The following is a 25,405-nucleotide window of genomic DNA, read 5'->3' on the forward strand; positions in this document are numbered from 1 at the left end:
GCGACACGACATCGCCGGATAATCGCGCGATCCCGTGCCTCGATCCCGTGCCATGGCCCATGCCCGTTCCGTCCTCCTGTTCGCCCTGATGACCGTCGCCGCGCAGGCGCCTGCGCAGGTGAAGTCCTCCATCGTTGGCACCGTGTTCCGCGACGATAATGGCAATGGCCAGCGCGATCCGCGCGAACGCGGCCTCGAAGGCGTGAAGGTCTCGAACGGTCGCGAGCTGGTGGTCACCGATTCGCAAGGCCACTACCTGCTGCCCAAGCGTGACGGCAGCACGCTGTTCGTGATCAAGCCGCCGGAGTTCGCGACCGCGAAGGGCGACAACGGCCTGCCTTACTTCTGGCACCACCTGTTCCCGGAAGGCTCGCCGAAGCTGCGCTTCGGTGGCATCGCCGCCACCGCGCCAGGCGATGCGTACGACTTCGCGCTGCAGCCGCAACGCGCCGCGAAGGGCGACCTGACGATGCTGGTTTTCGGTGATCCGCAGCCGAAGAGCCGCATCGACGTGGGCTACTACGAGCACGACATCGTGCAGCCGCTGGTCGGCACGCACGGTGCGCAGCTGGGACTGAGCCTGGGCGACATCGTCCACGACGACCTCAGCCTCTATGCCGACATGAACCGCGTGACCGCGAAGCTCGGCGTGCCGTGGCTGCACGTGACGGGCAACCACGACCTCGACTTCGACGCCATGCGCGACGAGGACGCGCTGCTGGGCTTCCGCAACGTGTTCGGCCCCGATACCTACGCGTGGGAAGAACCGCAGGCCAGTTTCATCGTGATGGACGACGTGGTGTACATGCCGGGGAAGAAGCCGACCTATGTCGGTGGCATCCGCGAGGACCAGTTCGCATTCCTGCAGGCGTACCTGGCAACGCTGCCGAAGGAGCGGCGCGTGGTGATCTCGGTGCACATTCCCTTCTTCGAACCAGTGCCCGGGGTGGAAACCTTCCGTCGCGCCGACCGCGAGCGCCTGTTCGCATTGCTGAAGGATCACAGTCAGGTGTTGCTGCTCAGTGCGCACACGCACAACCAGCGTCACTATTGGCACGATGCCTCGACCGGTTGGCATGGCGCCAGGCCCTTGCACGAGTACAACGCCGGCGCGACCTGCGGCGCGTTCTGGTCCGGTGTGAAGGATGCACAGGGCATTCCCGATACGACCATGAGCGACGGTACCCCGAACGGATACGCATGGCTGACGTTCCAGCGCGATGGGTCCTACTCGCTGCGTTACCAGGTGGCGCGCGGTGCGAAGGACGACGCGATTGGCCTGCATGCGCCCAGGGTGCTGCGCCGCGGCGCGTGGCCGGCGTTCGGAGTGTTCGCCAACGTCTACATGGGCGATGCCGAGAGCCGCGTCGAGTACCGTATCGACCAGGGCGAGTGGAAAGCGATGAAGCGCGTCGAGCAGCCGGATCCGCGACTGGTGGCGGAGAACGTGGCCGACGAGCTGGCGACGACGCTGCGCGGTTTCGATCGGTCGCCCGAGGCTGACCCCTCGACGCACCTGTGGCGCGGTACGCTGCCGACAGACCTCACGTTGGGCGAGCACCGCATCGAGGTGCGCGCGTTCGACCGCTGGCAGGGCGAACAGCACGCGCAGACGCATTACCGCCTGGACGACGCACAGGAGTAGATGCCATGACCACCGGGCTTCCGACCGATCTGCCGATCCGCGTGTTCAGTACGGAAGCCGCGTGGGAGAAATGGCTGGCCACGCACGGCGACGCGCCGGGCATGTGGCTGAAAATCGCCAAGAAGGACTCGGGTGTCACGTCGGTGACGTACTCCGAAGCGCTGGACGTGGCCCTGTGCCACGGCTGGATCGACGGCCTCAAGCGCGCCTGCGACGAACGGTATTTCCTGCAGCGCTTCACACCGCGCAAGTCGCGAAGCCTGTGGTCGAAGCTCAACGTCGCGCGCGTGGAGAAGCTGGTGGCGGCTGGGCGCATGCGCGAGGGCGGACAGCGCGAGGTGGATGCGGCGAAGGCGGATGGGCGTTGGGATGCGGCGTACCACGCAGCCAGCGGCATGGAATGTCCACCGGAACTGGTCGCGGCGCTGAAGAAGAACGCGAAGGCGCGCAAGGCATTCGACGCGTTGGATGGCACCAACCGTTACGCCTTCTGCTGGCGCGTGCACACCGCGAAGAAGCCCGAGACGAAAGCGGCGCGGGTCGAGAAGTTCATCGGGATGCTGGAGCGCGGGGAGAAGATCCACGCGTGACGCCCGGCGCCGATGCGCGGCAACGGAGCCGATTCCCTTCTCCCCTTGCGGGAGAAGGTGCCCCGAAGAGGCGGAAGAGGGGGCTTTGCCGGGAGGGCGTCAGCGGACCGTGACGCTCGCAAAGCGTCAGCGGACCATGACGCTCGCAAACGTCTCCACCCGCACGTGCCCATGCGTCGCCTCGCCCGTGCGCGGCGTCGGATAGTCGTCGAGACGGTCGATCAGCGCGGTCTGCAGGCCCGCTTCGCGCGCCGCGTCGAGTTCCTCGACCACGTCGGACAGGAACAGGATGTCGCCCGCCGGAAGCCCGATGGCGTCGACGATGTTGCGGTAGCTCTGCGCTTCGCGCTTGCCGCCCATCTCGGTGTCGTACCAGCCCGAGAACAACGACGTCAGGTCGCCCGCGTCGCTGTGGCCGAAGAACAGGCGCTGCGCCGGCACGCTGCCGGAGGAATACACGTACAACGGCAGGCCGGCGGCATGCCAGTCGCGCAGCGATTGCGCGGCGTCAGGGTAGATGTGCGCGGTGAAGTCGGCGCTCTTGTAGCCGTCCGCCCAGATCATGCCCTGCAGCGCTTTCAGCGCCGTGTGCTTGCGGTCCTCGTCGATCCAGCCCTGCAGCACCTCCACGATCATCGCGTCCTGGCACATGCCGCCGTTCTCGGTGGCCACCACATCGAGCCACTTGCGCACGCCCGGTTCCTTGCCGCGTGCGGCGACGAAGCGGGGCAGGGCGCGGCGCGCGTACGGGAACAGCACGTCCTTGACGAAGGAAATGCTGCTGGTGGTGCCCTCGATGTCGGTGAGGATGGCGCGGATGGTCATGGATGCGGCGTCAGCGAGACGCGCGATGGCGCGCGTCGGAGTGGATGGAAGTCGCTGGATCCCCGCGTTCGCGGGAATGGCGTTTCGCGGCGGGACTCAGCCCGCCTGGCCCTTCTCGTAGCGCGGGAAGCGCTGGGCGATGTCGGTGCCGGTGAAATGGCCGACCCAGCCGTCCGGCTCGGTGAAGAAGCGGATGGCGATGAAGCTGGGCTCCGGGCCCATGTCGAACCAGTGCCTGGCGCCGTCGGGCACGGCGATCAGGTCGCCCTGTTCGCACTTCACCTCGTAGACCTCGTCGTTCACGTGCAGCGTGAACAGGCCCGAGCCGGCGACGAAGAAGCGCACCTCGTCTTCCTTGTGGAAATGCTCGTCCAGGAACTTGGCGCGCATGGCCTCGCGCTGCGGGTTGTTCGGCGCGATGCTCACGACGTCGACGGTCTTGAAGCCGCGTTCGCGGACCAGGCGGTCGATGTCCGCGCGGTAGGCGTCCATGATCTTCTCGGGCGAGTCGCCCGGCTGCACCGGCGCGTTCGCCGCCCAGCGTTCGAAGGTCACGCCGATCGGCTGCAGTTCGCGTGCGATCTCGGCGTAGTCCGTGGTGGCCACGCGCGGCGTGGTGGTGTCGTTCTCGGAAAAAATGCGCAGACGGCTCATCGCTGCAGTCTCCTCAGGTCAAGCTCGCAGCCGAGCAGGAATTCGAATGCTTCCAGGTGGCGCCTCGCCTCGGGCATGTCGCGGCCCCAGGCGTAGAGGCCGTGGCCATCGATCAGGTAACCCCACATCTGCTGGCGGTCGAGCAGGCAATCGACCTGCGCGGCCAGCGTGTGCATGTCCTGGCTGTTGGGCAGCACCGGAAGCTCGACGCTGATCTCGTGAGTGGTGTTGCCGGTGAAGGCTTTCAAGAGTTCGTAGCCTTCCAGATGAACGTGCCCGGGGCCGGCATACAGGCGCGAGGCGACGGTCTGGACGCGAGAGTGCGTGTGCAGGACGCAGCCGATGTCCGGGAAGCGCTTGTACAGCTGCGTGTGCAGCAGCGTCTCGGCGGAGGATTTCTGCGCGGTGGCCACCGGCTGGCCGTCGAGGTCGACGACCATGATGTCGGCCTCGGTCAGCTTGCCCTTGTCGCGACCGGACACGGTGATGGCGATGTGGGCCGCGTCCATCCGGCGCGAGAAATTGCTGCTGGTCGCGGGCGTCCAGCCGAGCTCGGACAGCTCGCGCACGTTCACGATGATCTCGCCGGCGCAGTGCGCCAGGCGCTGGGGGTCATAGGGGAGGGGGGCGGCGTTCATGGGGCAAGTTTATCGAACTTGGGGCGATGGGCAGGGTGAGGCTCGCGGTTGCCCTAGGCCGGAACAGGATCCCGTGGCGGCCATTGTCGGCCCGCGATGCGATCGATCTTAAGAGCGCGTTAAATCGTCCGACCCGGGAGTTTTGTCATGAAGCGCATCGCATGCCCTCTGCTTGCGGCGATGCAGACGACCCGGAACGACAAAGGCGCCACGAGGGCGCCTTTGTGAGGGACTGAAGGCGTACACCGTCAGCGCCGCATCCGGCTGTGCCTGTAGCCGTACAGGAAGTAGATCAGGAAGCCGGCGGCGGTCCAGACCACCATCAGGAGCCAGTTGTGCGCGGTCATCGTCGACAGCAGCGCCAGGCAGCTGAGGATGCCCGCGATGCAGACGCCCCACGCGAACGGGATGCGGAACGGGCGCGGCAGGTCGGGCTGGGTGCGGCGCAGGATCAGGACGCCGGCACAGACCGCGGCGAAGGCGATCAGGGTGCCCATCGAGGTGAGCTCGCCCAGCACGTCCAGCGGGAACAGCGCCGCCAGCACGGCGATGCCGATGCCGGTGATGACGGTGTTGATGTGCGGTGTGCGGTACTCGGGGTGGATCTTCGTGAACAACGGCGGCAGCAGGCCGTCGCGCGCCATGATCATGAAGATGCGCGGCTGGCCGATGATCATCACCAGGACCACCGACGACAGGCCGATCAGCGCGCCGATCTCCACCACAATGCGCAGCCAGCCCAGCTCCGGATGCGCGGCCACGGCGGTCACCACCGGTTCGGCCGTGCCCAGCTGCGAGTACGGCACCAGTCCGGTCATCACCGCGGCCATGGCGATGTACAGCACGGTGCAGATGGCCAGCGAGGCGAGCATGCCGATGGGCAGGTCGCGCTGCGGCTTGTGCGATTCCTGCGCCGCCACCGAGACCGCCTCGAAGCCGATGTAGGCGAAGAACACCAGCGCCGCGCCGCGCAGCACGCCCTCGAAGCCGTACTTGCCCGGCCCCTGGTTCTCGGGGATGAAGGGCGTCCAGTACTCCGGGTTCACGTACTTCCAGCCGACGAAGATCACCAGCAGGATCAGGCCCGTCTTGAGCACGACCATCGCCATGTTCATGGCGGACGACTTGCGGATGCCGACGTAGCACAGCCAAGTCAGCAGCAGCACGATCGCCGCGGCGGGCAGGTTGGCGATGGCGCCGGTGGGCCGCAGCTGGGCGTCCAGTGGAGCGCTCACCAGCTCGGTTGGCAATGTGATGTTGAAATGTTGCAGCAGGCTGAGGAAATACCCGGTCCAGCTCACTGCGACCGCCGAGGCGGAGACGCCGTACTCCAGTACCAGCATCCAGCCGATGAACCAGGCGGACAGCTCGCCCAGCGTTGCGTAGGTGTAGGTGTAGGCGCTGCCGGAGACCGGCACCATCGCGGCGAACTCGGCATAGGCCAGTGCGCAGAAGGTGCAGCAGATCGCCGCGAGCACGAACGAAAGCATGATGGCGGGGCCGGCATGGTTCGCCGCGGCCTGGCCGGTGATGACGAAAATGCCGCCGCCGATCACCGCGCCGATGCCCAGCGCGGTCAGGCCCCAGGGGCCGAGGGTGCGGTGCAGGCTCAGGCCTTCGGCATCGGCGTGGCTGGCATGCGGGTGTTTGGTCGCCCAGAGTTGTCGCATCGATCTGTTTCCCGGCGCCGGCGCAGGCCGGCATGAGTGGTGCGTGCTTCGGATGAAACAAGGCCGGCGGGGATGCCGCCGGCCCTGGACTTCGTATCAGCGATCAGCGCGCTGCCTTGCGTACCTTGCTGTGGTGGTAGCCATAGAAGAAGTAGATCAGCAGGCCGATAACGGTCCAGCCGGTCATCAGCGGCCAATGCTCCGAGAACGGCTTCCAGAACAGGTAAAGGCAGGCCGCGGCGCCGAGCGGGCAGATGATCGAGGCGGCCGGCACGCGGAACGGACGCGCCAGGTCCGGGCGGCTCTTGCGCAGCACCAGCACGCCGATGGAGACCGTGGCGAACGCCAGCAGCGTACCCATCGACACCAGCTCGCCGAGCAGGCCGATCGGCAGGAAGCCGGCCAGCAGCGCGGCGAAGATGCCGACGATGATCGTGCCGACGTACGGCGTCTGGAACTTCGGATGCACCTTGGCGAACATCTTCGGCAGCAGGCCGTCCTGCGACATCGAATAGAAGATGCGCGGCTGGCCCATCAGCATCACCAGGATCACCGAGCTCAGGCCGGCGATGGCGCCGATCTCGACGATGTGCTTCAGCCACGCCAGCGACGGGTAGGCTTCCAGCGCGGTGGCGACCGGCTTGGGCGTGCTCAGCTGCGGGTACGGCAGCAGGCCCGTCAGCACCAGGGCGACGATGATGTAGATGATGGTGCAGATGACCAGCGAGCCGAGGATGCCGATGGGCATGTCGCGTTGCGGGTTCTTGGCTTCACCGGCCGCGGTGGAGACGGCGTCGAAGCCGATGTACGCGAAGAACACCACCGAGGCGCCGCGGATGATGCCGTCGATGCCGTAGCGGCCCGGTCCCTGGTTTTCCGGGATGAAGGGCACCCAGTTGTCCGGGTTGATGTACTTGGTGGCGAAGGCGACGAACAGCACGATCACGATCACCTTGATGGCGACGATGATCGAGTTGACGAAAGCCGACTGCGTGATGCCCACGTAGCACAGACCGCTGATGGCAGCGATGATCGCCACGGCCGGCAAGTTGATGAGGCCGCCGGTGTAGACGATGCTGCCGTCGACCACGTTCAGCGGCGCCGCCGCGAGCGACGCGGGCAGCGCCATGCCGAAGGTGCCCAGCAGGCTGTTGAGATAGCCCGACCAGCCCACCGCGACCGTGGACGCGGCGAACATGTACTCGAGCACCAGGTTCCAGCCGATGAACCAGGCGACGAACTCGCCGAGCGTGGCATAGGAATAGGAGTAGGCGCTGCCCGACACCGGCAGCATGGCTGCGAACTCGGCGTAGCACAGGCCGGCGAGGGCGCAGGCGAAACCGGCGATGACGAAGCTCAGCACGATGGCCGGGCCTGCGTGTTCGGCGGCGGCGTGACCGGAGAGGACGAAGATGCCGGCGCCGATGACGGCACCGATACCCAGCATCACCAGCTGCGTGGCGGTCAGCGATCGCTTGAGGGTCGCCTCGCCCTGGAGGCTGCCTTCGACCGGCTCACCGGCGTCGACGTGCCCGGCGGGCTCCACCGGCTTGGTGAGGAATAGGTTTTTGAACATCGATTTCCCCTGGGGATGTGTGATCGGCCGCCCGTTCAGGCGGCAAGTGTGCGCAGGCCGTGGGGGCGGGCCACCATAACCCACGCGGGAAAGCAGCGGCAAGACGGGGAAAGTCACGGCCCCGACACGCATAATCGCGGCCCCTGACACATCGCCGCCGGCCTTGCCCATGACCGAAACCGCTGACCAGGCCCTCGCGCGCATCCGCGGGGAACTGCTCGACTATGCCCGGCGCTGGCCGTCCGAGTCCGATCCGGCGCTGTTCCTGGAGCTGCTCGACGATGGGCAGGCCCCGTTCGTGCGGGAGCGTCTGGCCGGTCACTTCACCGCATCCAGCTGGCTGGTGGACCGCAGCGGCACGCGCGTGCTGCTCACGCACCACCGCAAGCTGGAGCGCTGGCTTCAGCTTGGCGGACATGCCGACGGTGACCGCGATCTGTCGAACGTCGCGCTGCGCGAGGCGGAAGAGGAGTCGGGCCTGACGGGCTTGCGCGTGGAACCGGAGCTGTTCGACCTGGACCGGCACTGGATCCCCGAGCGCAAGGACGTGCCGGGTCATTGGCACTACGACGCCCGCTACGTGGTGCATGCCGGCGAGAACGAGGACTATGTGGTCAGCGAGGAATCGCACGACCTGGCATGGCGGTCGATCGACGCGATCCTGTCGGACGCGGAGAGCGATGAGTCGATGCTGCGCATGGCGACCAAGTGGATGCAGCGCAGGGGCAGCGCTTCGCGCTGACGCGCGTACCCCTCTCCGACGCGCTGCGCGCGTCGACCTCTCCCATGCGGGGAGAGGTGGAAAACCGGCCTAGTACAGCACGCGCGTCCGCAGTGTTCCCGGAATGCGACCGAGCTCCTCACGCACCTGCGCCGCCTGCTCCTGCGTCGCGGTCACGTCGATCACCACATAGCCTACCTTCGGGTGCGTGCGCAGGAACTGGCCGTCGATGTTGACGCCCAGGCGCGAGAACACGTCGTTCACCTGCGACAGCACGCCAGGCACGTTGCGGTGGATGTGCAGCAGGCGCGTGCTGCCGGTGTGTTCGGGCAGCGTCACTTCCGGGAAGTTCACCGCCGACAGGGTCGAGCCGTTGTCGCTGTAGCGGATCAGCTTGGCCGCCACTTCCAGTCCGATGTTGTCCTGCGCTTCCAGCGTGCTGCCGCCGATGTGCGGCGTCAGGATCACGTTGTCCAGGCCCACCAGCGGCGAGACGAACGGGTCCGCGTTGCCCTGCGGTTCCGCCGGGAACACGTCCACCGCGGCGCCACCGACCTTGCCCGAGCGCAGCGCTTCGGCCAGCGCGTCGATGTCCACCACCGTGCCGCGCGAGGCGTTGATCAGGTGCGCGCCCGTCTTCATCTTCGCGATCTGCGCCTGGCCGAACATGCCCTGAGTGGCGGGCGTTTCCGGTACGTGCAAAGTGACGATGTCGCTGCGCTCCAGCAGGTCGTCCAGACCCATCGCCATGCGCGCATTGCCCAGCGACAGCTTGGTCTCGATATCGTGGAAGATGACCTGCATGCCCAGCGCTTCGGCGATCACGCCCACCTGGGTGCCGATGTGGCCGTAACCGACGATGCCCAGCGTCTTGCCGCGTACCTCGTGGCTGCCGGCCGCCGACTTCGACCAGCCGCCGCGATGGCATTGCGCGTTCTTCTGCGGGATGCCGCGCATCAGCATGATCGCCTCGGCCACCACCAGCTCGGCGACGCTGCGCGTGTTGGAGTAGGGCGCGTTGAACACCGGGATGCCAGCCAGTTCGGCCGTGTCCAGGTCGATCTGGTTGGTGCCGATGCAGAACGCACCGACCGCCATCAGGCGGCGTCCGTGCGACAGGACCTCGGCGGTGAGGTGCGTGCGCGAACGGATGCCGACGATGTGCGCCTGCGCGATCTCCTGGTGCAACAGCTCGGGCGGCGGCGATTTGTCGTAGACCTGGATGTTCGAGTAACCGGCGTTGCGGAAACTTTCCACCGCGGTCGGCGCGACGCCTTCCAGCAGCAGAACGCGGATATCGGACTTGGGGAAGGAGGTCGGCAGGCTCACGACGGTCGCGGGTCGGGTGTGGGCTTTCGACTATGTCAGAAATGCGGGGTGTTTGCTGCATTGCACCAGCGGCTTGGATAGGATGCCGGGAGTCCGGTCCTGGAACGCTCGCGCGACACCGGGGACTGGTCACGCCAAAGGCCGCAACCATTGCTGGGTTCCGATGACCGACTCCCGCCTCGAACGCCTGCAGGCCGCCATTCCGGGCCTGCGTCTGACCACCGATGTCGCCGACCTGGAGCATTACGGCCGCGATTGGACGCGACGCTGGACGCCGGCACCGCTGGCCATCGCCCTTCCGTCTTCGGTGGATGAGGTCCAGGGCATCGTGCGCTGGGCCAACGCCGAAGGCGTGGCCGTGGTGCCCTCGGGTGGGCGTACAGGACTTTCCGGCGGGGCCGTCGCCGCCAACGGCGAGCTGGTGCTGAGCCTGGAGCGCATGAACCGCGTGCTGGACTTCAATCGCGTCGATCGCACGCTAGCCGTGCAGGCCGGCATCCCGTTGGAGGCGGTGCACAACGCGGCGCGCGAGCATGGCCTGGTGTACCCGGTCGATTTCGCCGCACGCGGTTCGTGCTCCATTGGCGGCAACATCGCCACCAACGCCGGCGGTATCCGTGTGATCCGTTACGGCAACACGCGCGAGTGGGTCGCGGGCCTGACCGTGGTCACCGGCGCCGGCGAGGTGCTGCACCTCAACCGCGGGTTGATCAAGAATTCCAGCGGCTACGACCTGCGCCAGCTGATGATCGGCTCGGAAGGCACGTTGGGCATCGTGGTGGAGGCGACACTGCGCCTGACCGACCCGCCGCCGCCGACCAACGTCATGCTGCTCGCGCTGCCTTCGTTCGAGACGCTGATGCAGGTGTTCGCCGCGTTCCGCGAGCGGCTCACGCTGGAGGCGTTCGAGTTCTTCACCGATCGCGCGTTGCACCACGTGCTCGCCCATGGCGCGCAGAAGCCCTTCGACGAGGTGCATCCGTACTACGTGGTCACCGAGTTCGCGGTGGGCGACGAAGCACGCGAGGCGGCGGCGATGGCCGCTTTCGAGTACTGCATGGAGCAGGGCCTGGTCAGCGACGGCGTGATCAGCCAGAGCGACGCGCAGGCTGCGCAGCTGTGGCGGTTGCGCGAAGGCATCACCGAGAGCCTGGCCAAGTACAAGCCGTACAAGAACGATGTGTCGGTGCGCATTTCCGAGATGCCGGCCTTCCTCACGCAGACGCAGGCGCTGCTGGGGCAGGAGTACCCGCATTTCGACGTGGTCTGGTTCGGGCACATCGGCGACGGCAACCTGCATATCAACGTGCTCAAGCCCGACGACACGGCCGATGCCGACTTCGTGCGCCAGTGCGAGCACGTCACCAAGCTGCTGGCGCAGGCGCTCGAGAGGCACGGTGGCAGCATCTCGGCCGAGCACGGCATCGGCCTGGTCAAGAAGCCGTACCTGCTGGGTACGCGCAGCGCGGAGGAAATCGCGCTGATGCGCGGCATCAAGCATTCGCTGGACCCCAGGGGGCTGATGAACCCGGGCAAGGTGTTCGACGCCTGAGGAGTAACGTCCGGCGAGGGCCGGGCCGTTCGCGCCGGCTCCTTCCGGATCGTGAACGGCCGGCGCGTGGCGCGCCGTCGTGCACGTACTTCGTCGCGACGAGCGGGTAGTCTTCGCGGACGGCCCCCGGGCCGCATTCCACGACAAACGGGTATTCCTGATGAAGCGTTCCGCCTTCCTGCTGCTCGTCGCCCTGACCGCCGCCGCACCGCTCGCGCTGGCATCCAGTTTCGCCGGTACCTCCGCAGGCTCGTCGGCCGGTGGCAGCTCGGCATCGAGCAACGCCAGCTCGGATTCGAGTTCCGGCAACGATGACAGGGTGGTACTGGCCGCGCGCGAGGATGCCGCCAGCTTCGTCGCCAGCGACGGCACCATCCGCGGTGCACAGCTCGAGTCCGCGCTGCGCCATCTGCGCGAGCACGACGCAAAGGCACGCGTCGCCAGCGACCTCGAGCTGGCCAAGGCCATCCTGGCGCTGTAACCGTGCACCGCCGCATTCGTCGCGGCGCGATGGCATGGCTGGTCGTGGCGTGCGCATCGGCGCACGCTGCGCCCTCGCTTCAGCTGGACGAGGCCGGCCTCACGCCGGATGAGATCGCGGTCAGCCGGCAACTGCTGGCCGACGCGCAGGCGCGACTGCCTGCCGCCATGCGCGATGCGCCCGGCCGCACGATTCCCGTGCGCTGGACCCATGCATTGGACGAGCAGGTACATGGGCGCGCAGGCCGCGACGAACTCCTGCTCAATCGTGCGCTGTTGCCGTCGCTGCTCGGCGCCAGCGATGCGCAGGCGCGTCATGACGCGTTGGCGACCGTGCTGCACGAACTCGCGCACTACCACGACCGCGGCGCGCACGGTGGCATCTCGCGCGATCCGCGCTTCCTCGACCTTGCCGGCTGGCAGGTCCGCGCCACCCGCTTCACGACGCAGCTCGCCGGTCGTGCACGCGAGAACCGCTTCGTCGACCGTTCCCCCGATCCGTACGAGCTGACCCGTCCCACCGAGTTCTTTGCCGTCAACGTCGAGCATTTCCTGCTGGACGCCGACTACGCGTGCCGACGACCCGCGCTGCACCGCTATTTCTCGCAGCGTCTGGGCGCGCCACCGGGGCAGGGGGGCGTGGACTGCGCACGCGACATGCCCTACCTCGATGCCGGCGAAGGCGAGGGTGGCGCGCTGGGCACGATCGATCCGGCGCGCGTGTACGCCATCGACTACCTCCTCGCCGAAGGCAACGCACAGCCGATGAGCCGGTGGGGCCACAGCATGCTGCGACTGGTGGTGTGCGCACCCGGTCGCGAACCGGGGCCGGACTGTCGGTTCGATCTGGCGTACCACCGCGTGCTGTCGTTCCGCGCCTTCGTCGACGACGTGCAGATTTCCAGCTGGAGCGGCCTGACCGGTCGCTATCCCTCGCGCCTGTTCGTGCTGCCGATGGCGCAGGTGATCGACGAATACACCAAGGTGGAGCTGCGCGGACTGCGATCGATCCCGTTGAAGCTGGACCGCGACGAGGTCGCTTCGGTGCTGGAGCGTGCAGCGCAACTGCACTGGAGCTACGACGGCCGCTACTACTTTTTGGGCAACAACTGCGCTGCGGAGACATGGAAGCTGCTGCATGACGGCGTACCGCGGCTGGCCGGGCAGGGCATCGGCAGCATCACGCCGACGGGTCTTCTGCGCCGGTTGGAGAAGGCCGGTGTCGCCGACGCCTCGGTGCTGGACGACGACGCGCAGGCGCTGCGCCTGGGCTACCGGTTCGCATCGCAACGAACCTGGTTCCAGCAGATGTATGAAGTTGCCCGCGAGCAGTTGGAGCTGCCGCATCGCGACGTGGAGGACTGGATCGGGCTGTCGCCGCAGGCGCGGCGCCCGTGGCTGGAGCGTGCGGACCTGCGAGCCAGCGCGGCACTGCTGGTGCTGGAACAGGCGGCGCTGCGTCGTGGCGAGCTGCGCGTTCGCGAGCAACTGAAGAAGCGTTACCTGCGCGACGATGCGCGCGGTGGTCCGGACGATGCGGTGCGTCGTCTGTTGCAGGAGAGCGAAGCGCTCGGTCGTCCGGCCCGGCTGATCGACAGCGGCGGTTACGGCCTGCCGCAAGCGGCGGAACGCGAAGCGCTGGCCCGGGACGGCCTGGCTCTGCGCGACCGCCTGCGCGAAACCCGGGCGCAGCTGGATCGCGCGGCACGCAGCTGGATGACGCCGGAACAGCGCGAATGGATGGATGGCATCGCGGCCAACGCGGACCTCATCGGCCGGCGCGTGCGCATGCTGCATGCGGAGCAGGGCGGGTTGCGGTTGCCCTGAGTCAGGCGGGTGGTTGCCCCAGCCATTTCGTCATCAGCCGCCGTGGATGCATCGCGTAACCGCGGCGGCGGTAGATCTCGCGCGCAAGGTCGTTGCCGTCGGTGACTTCCAGGCGCACGCACTTCAGCCCTTCGGCGACACAGAGTGCTTCGACTTCGTCCAGCGCCCGCTTGCCGATGCCGCCACCACGATGCGCGGGCAGCACGTACAGTTCGTCGAGCAGGCCGAAACGCCCGCCGAATTCCAGGCTGAAGCAGAAGCCGACGGCGAAGTACCCCGCGAGTTCGTCCTCGCGTTCGAGCAACATCAGCCGGCCGTGCGAGGGATGCGACAGCAGGGATTCCAGTCCGGAGCGCACGCGTGCTTCGTCCCAGGCGATGCCCTCGTCCGCGTGGAATACGCGGATGACCGGCAGCAGCGCCGGCAGGTCGGCAGCGGCGAATGCCCGGACGTGCAGGTCGCTCATTGCGAACGCGTGTCCGGGGTGGTCACGTGCGGCAGCAGGTCGTCGACCAGGCGCTTGCGGCTGCTGCGGTGGTACTCGGCCGGAGAGAACGGCATCGACACCGCCTGGTAGCGCGCGATCAATCCACGCACCGCGGTCCTCTCGGCGTCGCTGAAGTCGCGTCGGCTGCCGTTGTCGGTGAGCTGCGTCAGGCGCGCCTGCACGGTTTCCTTCGCGGCGATGTGGGCCTCATCGAGCGGATGCGCCACGCACAGGCCGTACGTGCCGGCCAGCAGGTGCTGCCACAGCGAGGGGAACTGCGTGTCGAACGCCGCGTCGTCGAAGCGGCCCTGCGCGTCGGCGAAGCCAGGAATGGAGCCTTCTTCCGCGTGCACGGCTTGCAGCGCGACGCGGTAGCCTTCACGGAAGCGCGCCTGCAGGGAGGCCGCCGCAACGGCGACATCGCCATCGTGCGCTGCGAGCGAATCATGGCCACGCGCCACCCAGGGTGCCATGGACGGATTGAACCATTGCCCCATGGGTGCGCCGGGTGAGGGCACGGCACCGAAGACGAGCGAGCGCATCGTGCCCGCATCGTCCACCTCGTACGACGCTCCCGGCGCGAGGCCCGACGCGATCAGTCGCGACAGCGTCGGCTCGTCGATCCCGCAACGCGCCGCGAAGGCCGGCGCATCGAGGAAACGCTCGCGCAGGTAGCGTTCAACCACTGCGTCAGTCCGCGCGCCCGGCGAACTCACCGGTGGTGGTGTTCACCAGCACGCGTTCGCCGTTGCCGATGTACTCGGGGACCATGATCTCGATGCCGGTGGAAAGCTTGGCCGGCTTCGGGCGCTTGGTGGCGGTGCCGCCCTTGAGTTCCGGCGGCGTCTCGATCACTTCGATCGCCACGCTCTGCGGCAGCTGCAGCGCGACCGGCGCGTCGTCGATGATCTGCACGTAGCAGCCGGTGAGGTCGGCGACGATGTAGCCGGCCAGGTCGCCGACGACATCGGCATCGAGCATGTAGGGGGTGTAGTCCTCGTCGTCGAGGAACACGAACGCGTCGCCGTCCTTGTACGAGAACGTGGCCTGGCGTCGGCTGAGCTCGACTTCCTTCAGCTCGTCCTCCGCGCCCATGCTCACGTCGAGCTTGGTGCCGCCGGGAACGCTGTACATGGTGAAACGGAACTTGACGTTGCCGCCGCGGCCCTGCGGCGAGCTGCGTTCGATGTCGCGGATCTGGTAGACCGCGTTGTTGTGTTCGACAACGTTACCTTTCTTTACGTCGTAGGCTTTCATGGGTGCAGTGATTCGCGATTCGGGATGGGAGATTCGAGGCGGAGAACGGAACCGCGTTCAACCTTACTTCGGCGCCAGACGCGTCGCGCCGTCGAGGCGGATGGTTTCGCCGTTGAGATACGTGTTGCCAAGGATGTAGGCGACCAGGTCGGCGAACTCCTTCGGCTGGCCCAGGCGCGAGGGGAACGGGATCGACGCGGCGAGCGACTGCTGCACCGAGTCGGGCATGCCGTCCACCATCGGCGTCCAGAACACGCCCGGGGCGATCGTCATCACGCGGATGCCGAAGCGTGCCAGTTCGCGCGCCATCGGCAGCGTCATGGCGACCACGCCACCCTTGGACGCGGAATACGCAGCCTGGCCGATCTGGCCTTCATAGGCGGCCACGGACGCGGTGTTGACGATCACGCCGCGCTCGCCGTCCACGCCCGCATCGTTGTGCTGCATCAGTGCGGCCGCGGCCTTGGCGACGTTGAAGCTGCCGACCAGGTTCACCATCACCGTGGACTGAAACTGCGACAGCGGCATCGCGCCTTCCTTGCCCAGCACGCGGCCCGCGCCAAGGATGCCGGCGCAGTTCATCACCACGTTGAGGCCGCCGAGGAAGTCGCGTGCGGCCGCGACGTTGTCGACCACGCCCGATTCGCTGGTCACGTCGGTCTTGAAGTAACGGGCATTGGCTTCGCCCAGTTCGGCGACGGCCGCAGCGCCCTTCTCGTCGTTGACGTCGAACAGGGCGACCTTGCCGCCGTTTGCGACCAGGTGCTGGGCGACGGCGAAGCCGAGGCCGGAGACGCCGCCGGTGACGATGGCGCGGACGGATTGAAGTTGCATGGGCTCAGGTCCAGGTCGCGGAAATGCGGGATTTTACCGGAGGACGGGGTGGGGGCGTCCTTCGTTGGCGCCCCGCCGGATCGAGCCCGCGTTCAGGCCCCCATGGACGCCGTGCGGTATGCATTGCGCAGTTCGGCCGGCGTCAGGCCTGGGGCGAACAGGAAGCCCTGGCCGACGTGGATCCCCAGCTGCAGCAGGAAGCTGCGGTGGTGCTCGGCTTCCACCCCCTCGGCAACCAGCTCCAGCCCCAGGCTCTTGGCGATGCCGGTGACGGCCTGGCATACCGCCACGTCCGACTGGTTGTCTGGCACGCCCTGCACGAACAGCTGGCTCAGCTTGAGACCGTGAATGGGCAGGCGTCGCAGGTAGTTGAGCGCGCTGTAGCCTTCGCCGAAATCGTCGATGGTGAGCATGACGCCCATCTCGCGCAGCGCAGCGAAGGTGCGCAGCGTGTCGGGTGCGTCCTCGATCAGGACGCGCTCGGTGAACTCCAGCTCCAGCGCATGGCCCGGCAAACCGTATTCGGCCAGCACGGCGGCGACGGTGCTGGCCAGGTCCTCGCCGAGGAACTGCCGGTACGAGACGTTCACCGCGATGCGCGGCACTTTCAGGCCGCCTTCCTGCCATTCGCGCATCTGCCGGCAGGCTTCGTGCAGGACCCAGTCGCCGATGCCGACGATGTCGCCGGTGGTCTCGGCGTGGTCGATGAACTTGTCGGGGCGGATCTCGCCCAGCGAATGATTGCGCCAGCGGATGAGCGCCTCGACGGCCATTACATCGCCGTTGCGCATGTCCACCTGGGGCTGGTAGACCAGATGGAACTCGTCGTTGTTGACCGCGCGACGCAGGTGCGTTTCGAGTTGCAGCCGATGCAGTTGCTGTTCCGCCAGTTCCGGCGTGAAGCCCTGCCAGCCGTTGCGGCCGCGACGCTTGCTGTCGTACATCGCGACGTCCGCGCTCTGGATCAGCTGCTGCGAGCGCACGCCGTCCAACGGGGCCTGCGCGATGCCGATGCTGGCGGTGATGCTGAATTCCTCGCCGTCCAGCCGGAAGCTGTCGCCGAAGATCTCCAGGATGGCATCGGCCAGACGTTCCGGACGGGAAGGGTCGCTGCCGGTGTCGCAGATCACCAGGAATTCGTCGCCGCCGAAACGCGCGATCAAGCCTTCGCTGCCGATGGCGCGCTGGATGCGGCGCGCCGCGGAGGCGAGCAGGCGGTCGCCTGCCGCGTGGCCCAGCACGTCGTTGACCACCTTGAAGCGGTCCAGGTCCACGTACAGCACGGCCAGCTGCGAGCGCAGCGGATCATCCAGCCGGCTTTCCAGTTCGGCCAGCACGGCGTCGCGGTTGAGCAGGCCGGTGAGCGGATCGCTGCGTGCCTGCACACGCAGGGTTTCTTCGTCGTGCTTGCGTTCGGTGATGTCCTGCAGCGTGCCGGTGAGGCGCGAGTTGAGCGGATCGCCGGCCTCGGCCTCGCCGATCACGCGCACCCAGAACGAGCGGCCGTCGGCGCGGTGGCCCTGGACTTCCAGGTCGAGGTTGCGACCGAAGGAGATGCTTTGCCCCAGCGCGGCGCGCAGGCGGTCGCGGTCGCCCGCCCGCAGGCACTGCAGCATGCCCTCGATGTTCGCAGGTGCAGGGCGGTGGCCCAGGATGCGCTGCGCTTCGTGGGTCAGGTAAAGGCGGTCCGGCCCGACGTTCCATTCCCATCCGCCGATGTGCGCCATGGCCTGGGCGCGGTCGAACAACGTGCTGTCGCGCTTGAGCGTGGTGACGTCCGAGAACAGCGTCAGCACCTGGTGCGGCTTGTCGCCGCCCGCCGGGAACTGCGGCACCGAGGTGCACGACAACCACATCAGCTGCTCGCGCGCACGGTGGTACAGGCCGACCTCGGTGCTCTCGATGATGCGCCCGGTCTGCATCGCTCGATACGAGGGATAACGCTCCGGCGGCAGCGCGTGGCCGCGTTCGTCCACGACCATCCAATGGTCGGGGCGCAATGCGTCATTGATGGATTCGTCCTGGCCGATGCCGAAGATCTTCATCGCCGCGACGTTGGCGTAGACGATCTGTTGCTCCTCGTCCTGCACGATGATGCCGCGGTCCACCGCCTCCATCAGCTCGCGGTAGCGCAGTTCCGCGGTGTGGCGGCTGCTCAGGTCGCGCGCCACGGCCACCATCGCCTTGTGGCCCTCGTAATTCAGGCCGGCGGTGTGCACCTCCACCGGGAAGCGCGTGCCGTCGCCGCGCATGTTGGTGACTTCGACCACGTAGGTGCCGCCGCGGTTGAGCGTTTCCCAGACGGGCACCATGTGGTCGGTGGGCAGGTCGGGGTTCAGCGTTTCGATCGGCTGGCCGACGATTTCCTCGCGCGTGCGCTGGTAGGCCTCCATGCCGGCGCGGTTGAGGTCGAGCACGGTGCCGTCCCACGCGATGATGCTGACCGGATCGGGCACGGCATCGAAAAGGGTGCGATAGCGTTGCCGTTCGGCATCGCATTCGGCCATCGTGGTGGCCAGCGAATCGCGCGCCTGTTGCAGCAGCACGCGGGTATCGGCGGGCAGGTCCGCGCGCGACAGCGCGTGCTCCAGTGCCGCCAGCGTGGCCGCCGCGCCTCCTTCCGGGGGCGTGTTCGGCGGTGGCGCTGGCGGTTTGCGCGTCATCCGGCCGCCAGTGCCTTGCCGACCTTGCTGCCGGTCTCATGCCCCAGCAGCGAGGCGAGCCAGCGGCCGGTGTCGGCCAGTTTCGCAAGGTCGATGCCGGTCTCGATGCCCAGGCCCTGCAGCATGTAGACCACGTCCTCGGTGGCGACGTTGCCGCTGGCGCCCTTCGCATACGGACAGCCGCCGGTGCCCGACACCGAGGCATCGACCACTGCGACGCCTTCTTCCAGGCACGCCAACACGTTGGCCAACGCCTGGCCGTAGGTGTCGTGGAAGTGCACGGCCAGTGCGGTGATCGGCACCTGTCCGCTCACCGCCAGCAGCATCGCGCGCGCCTTGCCCGGCGTACCGACGCCGATGGTGTCGCCCAGCGATACCTCATAGCAGCCCATTTCGTGCAGTGCACGCGCCACGCGCACCACGTCGGCCAGCGGCACTTCGCCCTGGTAGGGGCAGCCGAGCACGGTGGACACGTAGCCGCGCACCGCGACGCCGTCCGCGCGGGCGCGCTCCATCACCGGCGCGAAGCGCTGCAGCGATTCGTCGATGCCCGCGTTGATGTTCCTGCGGTTGAACGCTTCGGACGCGGCGGTGAACACCGCGATCTCCTCCACGCCGACGGCGCGGGCGCGTTCGTATCCCTGTTCGTTCGGCACCAGCACCGGGTAGCGCACGCCGGGCTGCTTGTGGATGCCGGTGTAGACCTCGGACGCGTCGGCCAGCTGCGGCACCCATTTCGGGCTGACGAAGCTGGTGGCCTCGATGCTGCGCAGGCCGGTCGCCGATAGTCGATCGATCAGCGCGATCTTGTCGGCCGTCGCGATCATGGCCTTTTCGTTCTGCAGGCCGTCGCGCGGACCAACCTCGACGATGCGCACCGAAGGCTTCATGGCGCCAGCGCCACCAGCACGGCATCGGCCTCGACGAAATCGCCGCTGGCCGCACGCACTTCGGCAACCGTGCCGGCGCGCGGGGCCTTGAGGCTGAGTTCCATCTTCATCGCTTCGATCACCATCAGCTCCTGGCCAGCCTCGACCGCATCGCCGGGCGCTGCCTTCACCAGCACCACGCGGCCCGGCATCGGCGCGAGCACCTGGTGGCCGGCGTTGGCCGAGCCTCCCTGCTCGTGACGATACATCGGGACCCCCAGCAATCGCAGGCGACGGTCTCCGTCATGGATCACCATCCGCTGGCGATTTCCGTCCAGCGTATCCATGCATAACGTAAAACGGCGTCCACGCCCGTCGATGCGCAGGGACAGGCCGCCATCGCCGTCTGCACGGGCGCCTTCGATCGCATGGATGTGGCCCCGCAGTTCGATGCGGTACTCGCCGGCGGCGCCACGGGCGTGCAGGGCGTGGCGGTGTTCGCCGTGCAGGAAGGCGAGGTCGCGGTGGCCTCCGTGGCCCAGTCGCCAGCCATCGGCGATGGCCCAGGGCGAGGTCGGGTCCTTCGATGCGGCCGCGCGCGATGCGCTGTCACGTTCCTGCGCGAGCATCTGGGCCGTGGCGGCCGCCAACAGGAGGTCGGCATCGTCCTCGTCGGCAGCCGGCATGAATTCGTCCAGGTGACGGTCCAGGTAGCCGGTGTCGATGCGGCCTTCGACCACCGCCGGGTGACGCGCAAGGCGCTCCAGGAATTCGATGTTCGACTTCGGGCCGGCGATGTCGCACGCGGCCAGCGCCGCACGCAGGCGGGCGAGCGCGGTCGGGCGGTCGATGTCGTGCACGATGAGCTTGGCGATCATCGGGTCGTAGAAGATCGTGACCGTGTCGCCCTCGATCACGCCCGAATCGATGCGCACAGCTTGTCCTGAGCTTGTCGAAGGGTGGTCGTCGGTCTGCGGCAGGCGCAGGCGCTCGAGCCGGCCGGAGCCGGGCAGGAAGCCCGCTTCCGGGTCTTCGGCGTACAGGCGCACTTCGATGGCGTGGCCGCGCTGCGCGATGGCGTCCTGTGCCAGCGGCAGCGGTTCTCCCGCGGCCACGCGCAGCTGCCATTCGACCAGGTCCAGGCCGGTCACCATCTCGGTCACCGGATGCTCGACCTGCAGGCGCGTGTTGATCTCCATGAAGTAGAAACCGCCGTCCGCACCGACGATGAACTCCACGGTGCCGGCGTTGACGTAGTCGATCGCACGCGCGGCCAGCACCGCTGCATCGCCCATGGCCTGGCGCAACGCGGGCGTGAGGAAGGGCGAGGGCGATTCCTCCAGCACCTTCTGGTAACGGCGCTGCGCGGAGCACTCGCGTTCGTTGAGGTGGATCGCGTGGCCGTGGCTGTCGCCGAACACCTGGATCTCGATGTGGCGCGGCTTCTCGACGTAACGTTCCAGCAGGACGCGGTCGCGGCCGAAGGCATTGGCGGCCTCGCGCTGGCAGCTCTGCAGGTTCGCGGCGAACTCGCCGCTGCCGCGCACGATGCGCATGCCCTTGCCACCGCCGCCGTGCGCGGCCTTGATCATCAACGGATAGCCGATGGCGTCGGCCTCGCGCTGCAGGCGTTCGGGCGACTGGTTCTCGCCGGTGTATCCCGGCACGACCGGCACGCCGGCGGCGTGCATCAGATCCTTGGCGCCGGCCTTGCTGCCCATCTTGCGCATCGACGCCGCCTTCGGGCCGATGAAGACCAGGCCCGCGGCTTCGACTGCGTCGGCGAAGTCGGCGTTCTCGCTGAGGAAGCCGTAGCCGGGGTGGATCGCCTGCGCACCGCTGCGCCGCGCGACATCCAGGATGGCTTCGCCGCGCAGGTAGCTTTCCTGCGGACGTGGGCCGCCGATGGGCCAGGCTTCGTCGGCCAGGCGCACGTGCTGGGCGTCGGCATCGGCCTGCGAATACACCGCCACCGTGCGGATGCCCAGGCGACGGCAGGTGCGGATCACGCGGCAGGCGATCTCGCCGCGGTTGGCAATCAGGATCTTGTCGAACATGCGGTCACTCGGGAAGGTGGCACACCGCCTCGACGTTGTTGCCGTCGAGGTCGATCACGAACGCGCCGTAGTAATTCGGATGGTAGTGCGCGCGCAGCCCCGGCGCGCCGTTGTCGCGCGCACCGGCCTGCAGTGCGGTCGCGTGGAAGGCGTCCACTGCCGCGCGCGTCGCGGCCTGGAACGCGACATGCGTACCACCGCCATGCGCGTCGCCGGTACCGATCCAGAACGCCGGCTTGCCGGGCGGACCGAAACCGCAACCTTCGTACCCGCCGCTTTCCTCGCGTGTCACCTGCATGACCACGCCGTAGCCGAGCAGCGGCAGCACGCGTTCATAGAATGCGCGGGCGCGGGCGTAGTCCGAAACGGTCAGGCCGATGTGGTCGATCATGGCGGCGTCCTCATTCGCTCCAGCGGGGTTTGCGCTTGTCGAGGAAGGCGCCCAGGCCTTCCTGGCCTTCGGCGGAGACGCGCAGCCGGGCGATCAGCGCGGCGTTGTCCGCATCCAGGCGGTCGCGGTCGTGTTCGCCGGCCACGCGGCGCACCAGCGCCTTGGCCTGCGAGGAGGCCAGCGGACCGGCTTTCAGGAGCAGGTCGATCTGCCGCTGCACCGCGGTGTCCAGATCGGCCGCCGGCACCACCTCGTGCAGCAGGCCCAGGCGCAGCGCGGTGGCGGCGTCGAACATTTCCGCCGTGGCGAACCAGCGGCGGGCCTCGCGCGGGCCGATCGCTTCCACCACGTAGGGCGATATCACGGCGGGCAGCAGGCCCAGCCGGCTTTCGGTCAGCCCGAACTTGGCCTCAGGCGCGGCGATGGCGATGTCGCAGCACGCCACCAGGCCCACGCCGCCACCGAAGGCCGCGCCATGGACCCGCGCGATGGTGGGCTTGGGGAGTTCGTCCAGCGTGCGCATCAGGCGGGCCAGGGCGAGGGCGTCGGCGCGGTTCTCGGCCTCGCCGGCGGCCGCCATGCCGCGCATCCAGTTGAGGTCGGCACCGGCGGAGAAGGAGGCGCCTTCGCCCTCGACGACCACGACTCGCACGCCGTCGTCGCCGGCCACGCTTTCCAGCGCGCCGGTCAGGGCGGCGATGAGCATGGCGTCGAACGCGTTGTGCAGCTCCGGACGGTTCAGGCGCAGGCGGGCAACGGGCCCCTCGCGCAGGTGCAACAGCGGGTTGGTCATCGGCCGGAGCGGTTGTTGGACTCTGGCGGATGATAGCCGTTGGCCTTCCTCACCCACGAACCGGAAGGGTGAATGCTACAATTGAGAACCGTTCCCATTTAAGCCGCTCCCGGTGCGCACCGGTCCGGCCTGCAGGTGAGCCTTGAAGCTGTCCGAACTGCCACGCCGCACTGCCGCCATCGTCGAACGAGTCGAGGACACCGCGCCCAACGACGCCATCGCGCGCCGACTGCGCGAACTGGGATTCGTGCACGGCGAACGGGTCGAAGTAATGGCCGCAGGCCCCGTATCCGCCGAGCCGTTGCTGGTGCAGGTGGGTTTCACGCGCTTCGCCCTGCGACGCAATGAAGCCGCGCGCGTGAGTGTGCTGATCGAAGGCACGGCGGTTGCGGGAGCCATCGCATGACGCCCGCCGTCGACAGCGCCATCCGCATCGCCCTCATCGGCAATCCGAACTGCGGCAAGACCGCGCTGTTCAACCAGCTCACCGGCAGCCGGCAGAAGGTCGCCAACTACGCGGGCGTGACGGTCGAGCGCAAGGAAGGCCGGTTCCATGCGCCGTCGGGCCGCAGTTATGCCGTGCTCGATCTGCCGGGCGCCTACAGCCTGCACGCGGCGAGCCTGGACGAAGCCGTCGCGCGCGATGTGTGCCGTGGCTTCTACCCGGGCGAACCCGCGCCCGACGTGCTTGTATGCGTGGTCGATGCGACCAACCTGCGCCTGCACCTGCGCTTCGCGCTGGAAGTGCGTGAGCTGGGCCGGCCGATGGTGCTGGCGGTCAACATGATGGACGCGGCCAAGCGTCGCGGCATCGAAGTCGACCTGGCCGTGCTGGAACGCGAACTGGGCGTGCCGGTGGTGCCGACCGTCGCGGTGCGCAACGGCGGTGCGCGCGAGCTGGTGGCGATGCTGGATCGCGTCTCCGAGAAGCTGCACGAACCCGACGCGCATCTGCCGACCGAAGCGGCGCACGATCCCGATGCACTGCACGCCGAAACGCGCCGTCTGCTGTCGCTGGCCGTGACCATGCCGCGCCGCACCGCCGAGGTGGACGAGGCGCTCGACCGCTGGCTGCTGCATCCGGTGTTCGGACTGCTGTCGCTGGCGGTGGTGATGTTCCTGATCTTCCAGGCGGTGTACGCCTGGGCCACACCGCTGATGGACCTGATCGAAGCGGGGACGGGCGCGCTCGGCGCGTTCGTCGGCGACGCGATGCCGGACGGACCGCTGCGCAGCCTGCTGGTCGACGGCGTGATCGCCGGCCTGGGCAGCGTGATCGTGTTCCTGCCGCAGATCCTGATCCTGTTCGCCTTCATCCTCGCGCTGGAGGAGTCGGGTTACCTGCCGCGCGCGGCGTTCCTGCTCGACCGCCTGATGTCGCAGGCCGGCCTGTCCGGGCGTTCGTTCATCCCGCTGCTTTCCAGCTTCGCCTGTGCGGTGCCGGGCATCATGGCGACGCGTTCGATCCAGGACCCGCGCGATCGTCTGGCAACCATCATCGTCGCGCCGCTGATGACGTGTTCGGCGCGCCTGCCGGTGTACGCGCTGCTGATCGGTGCGTTCATTCCGCAACGGCAGGTGGCGGGCGGGCTGCTCAACCTGCAGGGACTGGTGCTGTTCGCGCTGTATGCGGCCGGCATCGTCAGTGCGCTCGCCGTGGCGTGGTTGATGAAGAAGTGGCGTCGCGACAAGAGCGAGCACGCGTTGCTGCTGGAGCTTCCGTCGTATCGCGTACCGCATCCGCGCGATCTGCTGATCGGCCTGTGGGAGCGCGCGTGGATCTTCCTGCGTCGCGTCGGCGGCATCATCCTGGCGCTGACCATCCTGTTGTGGTTCCTGCTGTCGTTCCCGGGCGCACCGGAAGGCGCGACGGGCCCGGCCATCGACTACAGCTTCGCCGGACGCATCGGCCACGCACTGACCGCGATCTTCGCGCCTCTGGGTTTCAACTGGCAGATCTGCATCGCGCTGATCCCGGGGTTGGCGGCACGCGAAGTCGCGGTGGCCTCGCTGGCAACGGTGTACGCGCTGTCGGCCGCGAGCGACGATGCCGCCGCGCAGGCGCTGAGCCCGATCATCAGCCACGGCTGGTCGCTGGCGACGGCGCTGTCGTTGCTGGTCTGGTACATCTACGCGCCGATGTGCATCTCCACGCTGGCCACCATCCGCCGCGAAACCCATTCGTGGAAGCAGGTGGCATTCACCGCCGGCTACCTGTTCGGCCTGGCCTACCTGGCTTCGCTGGTCACCTACCAGGTTGCCGTGGCGCTGGGCGGCGGCTGATGGACGCCGGCCTGCTCGCGCAGTACCTGGTCATCGCCGTGGCGGTGCTGGTGAGCGCGTGGTTCGTGGCCAAGCGGCAGTTCCCCAATGCCGTGCGGCGGCTGCGCGTCGCGCTGGCCGTGCCGATGGTGCGGGAGGGAAGGCCGCAATGGTTGCGGCGCGCAGGGCGTCGTATCGCGCCGCCGGCAATGGCCGGCGACGCTTCCTGTGGTGGCTGCAACAGCTGCGACCCGCCCGCGCCGAAACAGCACTGAGGCGCTACAT

24 protein-coding genes are annotated in these 25,405 nt (G+C 67.9%); 9 read left to right on the forward strand and 15 right to left on the reverse strand.

What is annotated here, in order from left to right; genetic code table 11:
* Positions 1-52 precede the first annotated feature (52 nt).
* Positions 53-1,645: a calcineurin-like phosphoesterase family protein gene (locus QLQ15_RS11380; protein WP_283212885.1), complete on the forward strand. Its 1,593-nt coding sequence runs from the start codon at positions 53-55 to the stop codon at positions 1,643-1,645.
* Positions 1,646-1,650: 5 nt separating this feature from the next.
* Positions 1,651-2,235 carry a YdeI/OmpD-associated family protein gene (locus tag QLQ15_RS11385; protein WP_283212886.1) on the forward strand — a complete coding sequence of 195 codons (585 nt, stop codon included), beginning with the start codon at positions 1,651-1,653 and terminating at the stop codon, positions 2,233-2,235.
* A gap of 126 nt (positions 2,236-2,361) precedes the next feature.
* Here the strand turns inward: QLQ15_RS11385 and mtnC are convergent, their stop codons facing one another.
* The 5 genes from mtnC to QLQ15_RS11410 all read right to left on the reverse strand — a co-directional run bounded on the left by mtnC (position 2,362) and on the right by QLQ15_RS11410 (position 7,598).
* On the reverse strand, positions 2,362-3,060 hold the full coding sequence (gene mtnC / locus QLQ15_RS11390; protein ID WP_283212887.1) for an acireductone synthase: 699 nt from the start codon (positions 3,058-3,060) through the stop codon (positions 2,362-2,364).
* A gap of 96 nt (positions 3,061-3,156) precedes the next feature.
* On the reverse strand, positions 3,157-3,714 hold the full coding sequence (locus QLQ15_RS11395) for a 1,2-dihydroxy-3-keto-5-methylthiopentene dioxygenase (protein ID WP_283212888.1): 558 nt from the start codon (positions 3,712-3,714) through the stop codon (positions 3,157-3,159).
* The gene (locus tag QLQ15_RS11400) at positions 3,711-4,352 is read right to left on the reverse strand and encodes a methylthioribulose 1-phosphate dehydratase (protein ID WP_283212889.1); all 642 of its coding nucleotides are present in this window, start codon (positions 4,350-4,352) and stop codon (positions 3,711-3,713) included. The genes QLQ15_RS11395 and QLQ15_RS11400 overlap by 4 nt, the downstream gene beginning before the upstream one ends.
* A gap of 248 nt (positions 4,353-4,600) precedes the next feature.
* On the reverse strand, positions 4,601-6,022 hold the full coding sequence (locus QLQ15_RS11405; RefSeq protein ID WP_283212890.1) for an amino acid permease: 1,422 nt from the start codon (positions 6,020-6,022) through the stop codon (positions 4,601-4,603).
* Between the two features lie 103 nt (positions 6,023-6,125).
* Positions 6,126-7,598: an amino acid permease gene (locus QLQ15_RS11410; RefSeq protein ID WP_283212891.1), complete on the reverse strand. Its 1,473-nt coding sequence runs from the start codon at positions 7,596-7,598 to the stop codon at positions 6,126-6,128.
* 169 nt (positions 7,599-7,767) lie between these two features.
* On the opposite strand from QLQ15_RS11410, the gene QLQ15_RS11415 reads away from it, so the two are divergent.
* Positions 7,768-8,340 (forward strand): NUDIX hydrolase, encoded by a 573-nt coding sequence (locus QLQ15_RS11415; protein WP_283212892.1) that lies wholly within the window; start codon positions 7,768-7,770, stop codon positions 8,338-8,340.
* Between the two features lie 69 nt (positions 8,341-8,409).
* Here QLQ15_RS11415 and serA read toward each other — a convergent pair whose 3' ends face one another.
* Positions 8,410-9,648, reverse strand: coding sequence for a phosphoglycerate dehydrogenase (gene serA / locus QLQ15_RS11420; protein ID WP_283212893.1), 1,239 nt, complete (start codon positions 9,646-9,648; stop codon positions 8,410-8,412).
* 163 nt (positions 9,649-9,811) lie between these two features.
* On the opposite strand from serA, the gene QLQ15_RS11425 reads away from it, so the two are divergent.
* From QLQ15_RS11425 to QLQ15_RS11435, 3 genes are all read left to right on the forward strand, one after another.
* Complete coding sequence (locus tag QLQ15_RS11425) at positions 9,812-11,200, forward strand: FAD-binding oxidoreductase (RefSeq protein WP_283212894.1); 1,389 nt, start codon at positions 9,812-9,814, stop codon at positions 11,198-11,200.
* Positions 11,201-11,360: 160 nt separating this feature from the next.
* Positions 11,361-11,681, forward strand: coding sequence for a DUF2388 domain-containing protein (locus QLQ15_RS11430; RefSeq protein WP_283212895.1), 321 nt, complete (start codon positions 11,361-11,363; stop codon positions 11,679-11,681).
* Positions 11,682-11,710: 29 nt separating this feature from the next.
* A complete protein-coding gene (locus QLQ15_RS11435) occupies positions 11,711-13,507 on the forward strand; it encodes a zinc-dependent peptidase (protein WP_432277857.1) in 1,797 nt (598 codons plus the stop codon).
* A 1-nt stretch (position 13,508) separates the two neighbouring features.
* On the opposite strand, the gene QLQ15_RS11440 is transcribed toward QLQ15_RS11435, so the two are convergent.
* From QLQ15_RS11440 to QLQ15_RS11480, 9 genes are all read right to left on the reverse strand, one after another.
* Positions 13,509-13,973: a GNAT family N-acetyltransferase gene (locus tag QLQ15_RS11440; RefSeq protein WP_283212896.1), complete on the reverse strand. Its 465-nt coding sequence runs from the start codon at positions 13,971-13,973 to the stop codon at positions 13,509-13,511.
* Positions 13,970-14,680, reverse strand: a complete 711-nt coding sequence (locus QLQ15_RS11445) for a DUF6058 family natural product biosynthesis protein (protein ID WP_283212897.1) — start codon at positions 14,678-14,680, stop codon at positions 13,970-13,972. The genes QLQ15_RS11440 and QLQ15_RS11445 overlap by 4 nt, the downstream gene beginning before the upstream one ends.
* A gap of 4 nt (positions 14,681-14,684) precedes the next feature.
* A complete protein-coding gene (gene efpL / locus QLQ15_RS11450; RefSeq protein ID WP_283212898.1) occupies positions 14,685-15,251 on the reverse strand; it encodes an elongation factor P-like protein EfpL in 567 nt (188 codons plus the stop codon).
* Between the two features lie 63 nt (positions 15,252-15,314).
* Positions 15,315-16,085 (reverse strand): SDR family NAD(P)-dependent oxidoreductase, encoded by a 771-nt coding sequence (locus tag QLQ15_RS11455; protein ID WP_283212899.1) that lies wholly within the window; start codon positions 16,083-16,085, stop codon positions 15,315-15,317.
* Positions 16,086-16,177: 92 nt separating this feature from the next.
* The gene (locus tag QLQ15_RS11460) at positions 16,178-18,748 is read right to left on the reverse strand and encodes a sensor domain-containing protein (protein WP_283212900.1); all 2,571 of its coding nucleotides are present in this window, start codon (positions 18,746-18,748) and stop codon (positions 16,178-16,180) included.
* Positions 18,745-19,638, reverse strand: a complete 894-nt coding sequence (locus QLQ15_RS11465; protein ID WP_283212901.1) for a hydroxymethylglutaryl-CoA lyase — start codon at positions 19,636-19,638, stop codon at positions 18,745-18,747. The genes QLQ15_RS11460 and QLQ15_RS11465 overlap by 4 nt, the downstream gene beginning before the upstream one ends.
* Positions 19,635-21,674, reverse strand: coding sequence for an acetyl/propionyl/methylcrotonyl-CoA carboxylase subunit alpha (locus QLQ15_RS11470; protein ID WP_283212902.1), 2,040 nt, complete (start codon positions 21,672-21,674; stop codon positions 19,635-19,637). The genes QLQ15_RS11465 and QLQ15_RS11470 overlap by 4 nt, the downstream gene beginning before the upstream one ends.
* A gap of 4 nt (positions 21,675-21,678) precedes the next feature.
* Positions 21,679-22,065 carry a VOC family protein gene (locus QLQ15_RS11475; protein WP_283212903.1) on the reverse strand — a complete coding sequence of 129 codons (387 nt, stop codon included), beginning with the start codon at positions 22,063-22,065 and terminating at the stop codon, positions 21,679-21,681.
* Between the two features lie 10 nt (positions 22,066-22,075).
* Complete coding sequence (locus QLQ15_RS11480) at positions 22,076-22,858, reverse strand: enoyl-CoA hydratase-related protein (RefSeq protein ID WP_283212904.1); 783 nt, start codon at positions 22,856-22,858, stop codon at positions 22,076-22,078.
* 142 nt (positions 22,859-23,000) lie between these two features.
* On the opposite strand from QLQ15_RS11480, the gene QLQ15_RS11485 reads away from it, so the two are divergent.
* Genes QLQ15_RS11485 through QLQ15_RS11495 form a run of 3 tightly spaced genes read left to right on the forward strand, consistent with a single transcriptional unit; the run spans position 23,001 to position 25,395 of the window.
* The gene (locus tag QLQ15_RS11485) at positions 23,001-23,264 is read left to right on the forward strand and encodes a FeoA family protein (protein WP_283212905.1); all 264 of its coding nucleotides are present in this window, start codon (positions 23,001-23,003) and stop codon (positions 23,262-23,264) included.
* Positions 23,261-25,141, forward strand: a complete 1,881-nt coding sequence (feoB, locus tag QLQ15_RS11490) for a ferrous iron transport protein B (RefSeq protein WP_283212906.1) — start codon at positions 23,261-23,263, stop codon at positions 25,139-25,141. The genes QLQ15_RS11485 and feoB overlap by 4 nt, the downstream gene beginning before the upstream one ends.
* The gene (locus QLQ15_RS11495; protein ID WP_283212907.1) at positions 25,141-25,395 is read left to right on the forward strand and encodes a DUF6587 family protein; all 255 of its coding nucleotides are present in this window, start codon (positions 25,141-25,143) and stop codon (positions 25,393-25,395) included. Before feoB ends, QLQ15_RS11495 begins: the two co-directional genes overlap by 1 nt.
* The last annotated feature ends 10 nt before the right edge of the window (positions 25,396-25,405 follow it).

The sequence above is a fragment of the Lysobacter stagni genome (assembly GCF_030053425.1).
In the GTDB taxonomy this organism is placed as follows: Bacteria; Pseudomonadota; Gammaproteobacteria; order Xanthomonadales; family Xanthomonadaceae; genus Lysobacter_J; species Lysobacter_J stagni.

What these genes read in the sequence shown, in the direction of transcription:
- QLQ15_RS11470 (WP_283212902.1), bottom strand. Translation starts at nt 21,674, where the DNA reads ATGTTCGACAAGATCCTGATTGCCAACCGCGGCGAGATCGCCTGCCGC.
- QLQ15_RS11460 (WP_283212900.1), bottom strand. Translation starts at nt 18,748, where the DNA reads ATGACGCGCAAACCGCCAGCGCCACCGCCGAACACGCCCCCGGAAGGA.
- QLQ15_RS11480 (WP_283212904.1), bottom strand. Translation starts at nt 22,858, where the DNA reads ATGACCAACCCGCTGTTGCACCTGCGCGAGGGGCCCGTTGCCCGCCTG.
- mtnC (WP_283212887.1), bottom strand. Translation starts at nt 3,060, where the DNA reads ATGACCATCCGCGCCATCCTCACCGACATCGAGGGCACCACCAGCAGC.
- QLQ15_RS11395 (WP_283212888.1), bottom strand. Translation starts at nt 3,714, where the DNA reads ATGAGCCGTCTGCGCATTTTTTCCGAGAACGACACCACCACGCCGCGC.
- QLQ15_RS11465 (WP_283212901.1), bottom strand. Translation starts at nt 19,638, where the DNA reads ATGAAGCCTTCGGTGCGCATCGTCGAGGTTGGTCCGCGCGACGGCCTG.
- QLQ15_RS11410 (WP_283212891.1), bottom strand. Translation starts at nt 7,598, where the DNA reads ATGTTCAAAAACCTATTCCTCACCAAGCCGGTGGAGCCCGCCGGGCAC.
- QLQ15_RS11400 (WP_283212889.1), bottom strand. Translation starts at nt 4,352, where the DNA reads ATGAACGCCGCCCCCCTCCCCTATGACCCCCAGCGCCTGGCGCACTGC.
- QLQ15_RS11425 (WP_283212894.1), top strand. Translation starts at nt 9,812, where the DNA reads ATGACCGACTCCCGCCTCGAACGCCTGCAGGCCGCCATTCCGGGCCTG.
- QLQ15_RS11405 (WP_283212890.1), bottom strand. Translation starts at nt 6,022, where the DNA reads ATGCGACAACTCTGGGCGACCAAACACCCGCATGCCAGCCACGCCGAT.
- QLQ15_RS11430 (WP_283212895.1), top strand. Translation starts at nt 11,361, where the DNA reads ATGAAGCGTTCCGCCTTCCTGCTGCTCGTCGCCCTGACCGCCGCCGCA.
- QLQ15_RS11385 (WP_283212886.1), top strand. Translation starts at nt 1,651, where the DNA reads ATGACCACCGGGCTTCCGACCGATCTGCCGATCCGCGTGTTCAGTACG.
- QLQ15_RS11455 (WP_283212899.1), bottom strand. Translation starts at nt 16,085, where the DNA reads ATGCAACTTCAATCCGTCCGCGCCATCGTCACCGGCGGCGTCTCCGGC.
- QLQ15_RS11435 (WP_432277857.1), top strand. Translation starts at nt 11,711, where the DNA reads ATGGCATGGCTGGTCGTGGCGTGCGCATCGGCGCACGCTGCGCCCTCG.
- QLQ15_RS11475 (WP_283212903.1), bottom strand. Translation starts at nt 22,065, where the DNA reads ATGATCGACCACATCGGCCTGACCGTTTCGGACTACGCCCGCGCCCGC.
- feoB (WP_283212906.1), top strand. Translation starts at nt 23,261, where the DNA reads ATGACGCCCGCCGTCGACAGCGCCATCCGCATCGCCCTCATCGGCAAT.
- QLQ15_RS11495 (WP_283212907.1), top strand. Translation starts at nt 25,141, where the DNA reads ATGGACGCCGGCCTGCTCGCGCAGTACCTGGTCATCGCCGTGGCGGTG.
- efpL (WP_283212898.1), bottom strand. Translation starts at nt 15,251, where the DNA reads ATGAAAGCCTACGACGTAAAGAAAGGTAACGTTGTCGAACACAACAAC.
- QLQ15_RS11440 (WP_283212896.1), bottom strand. Translation starts at nt 13,973, where the DNA reads ATGAGCGACCTGCACGTCCGGGCATTCGCCGCTGCCGACCTGCCGGCG.
- QLQ15_RS11415 (WP_283212892.1), top strand. Translation starts at nt 7,768, where the DNA reads ATGACCGAAACCGCTGACCAGGCCCTCGCGCGCATCCGCGGGGAACTG.
- QLQ15_RS11380 (WP_283212885.1), top strand. Translation starts at nt 53, where the DNA reads ATGGCCCATGCCCGTTCCGTCCTCCTGTTCGCCCTGATGACCGTCGCC.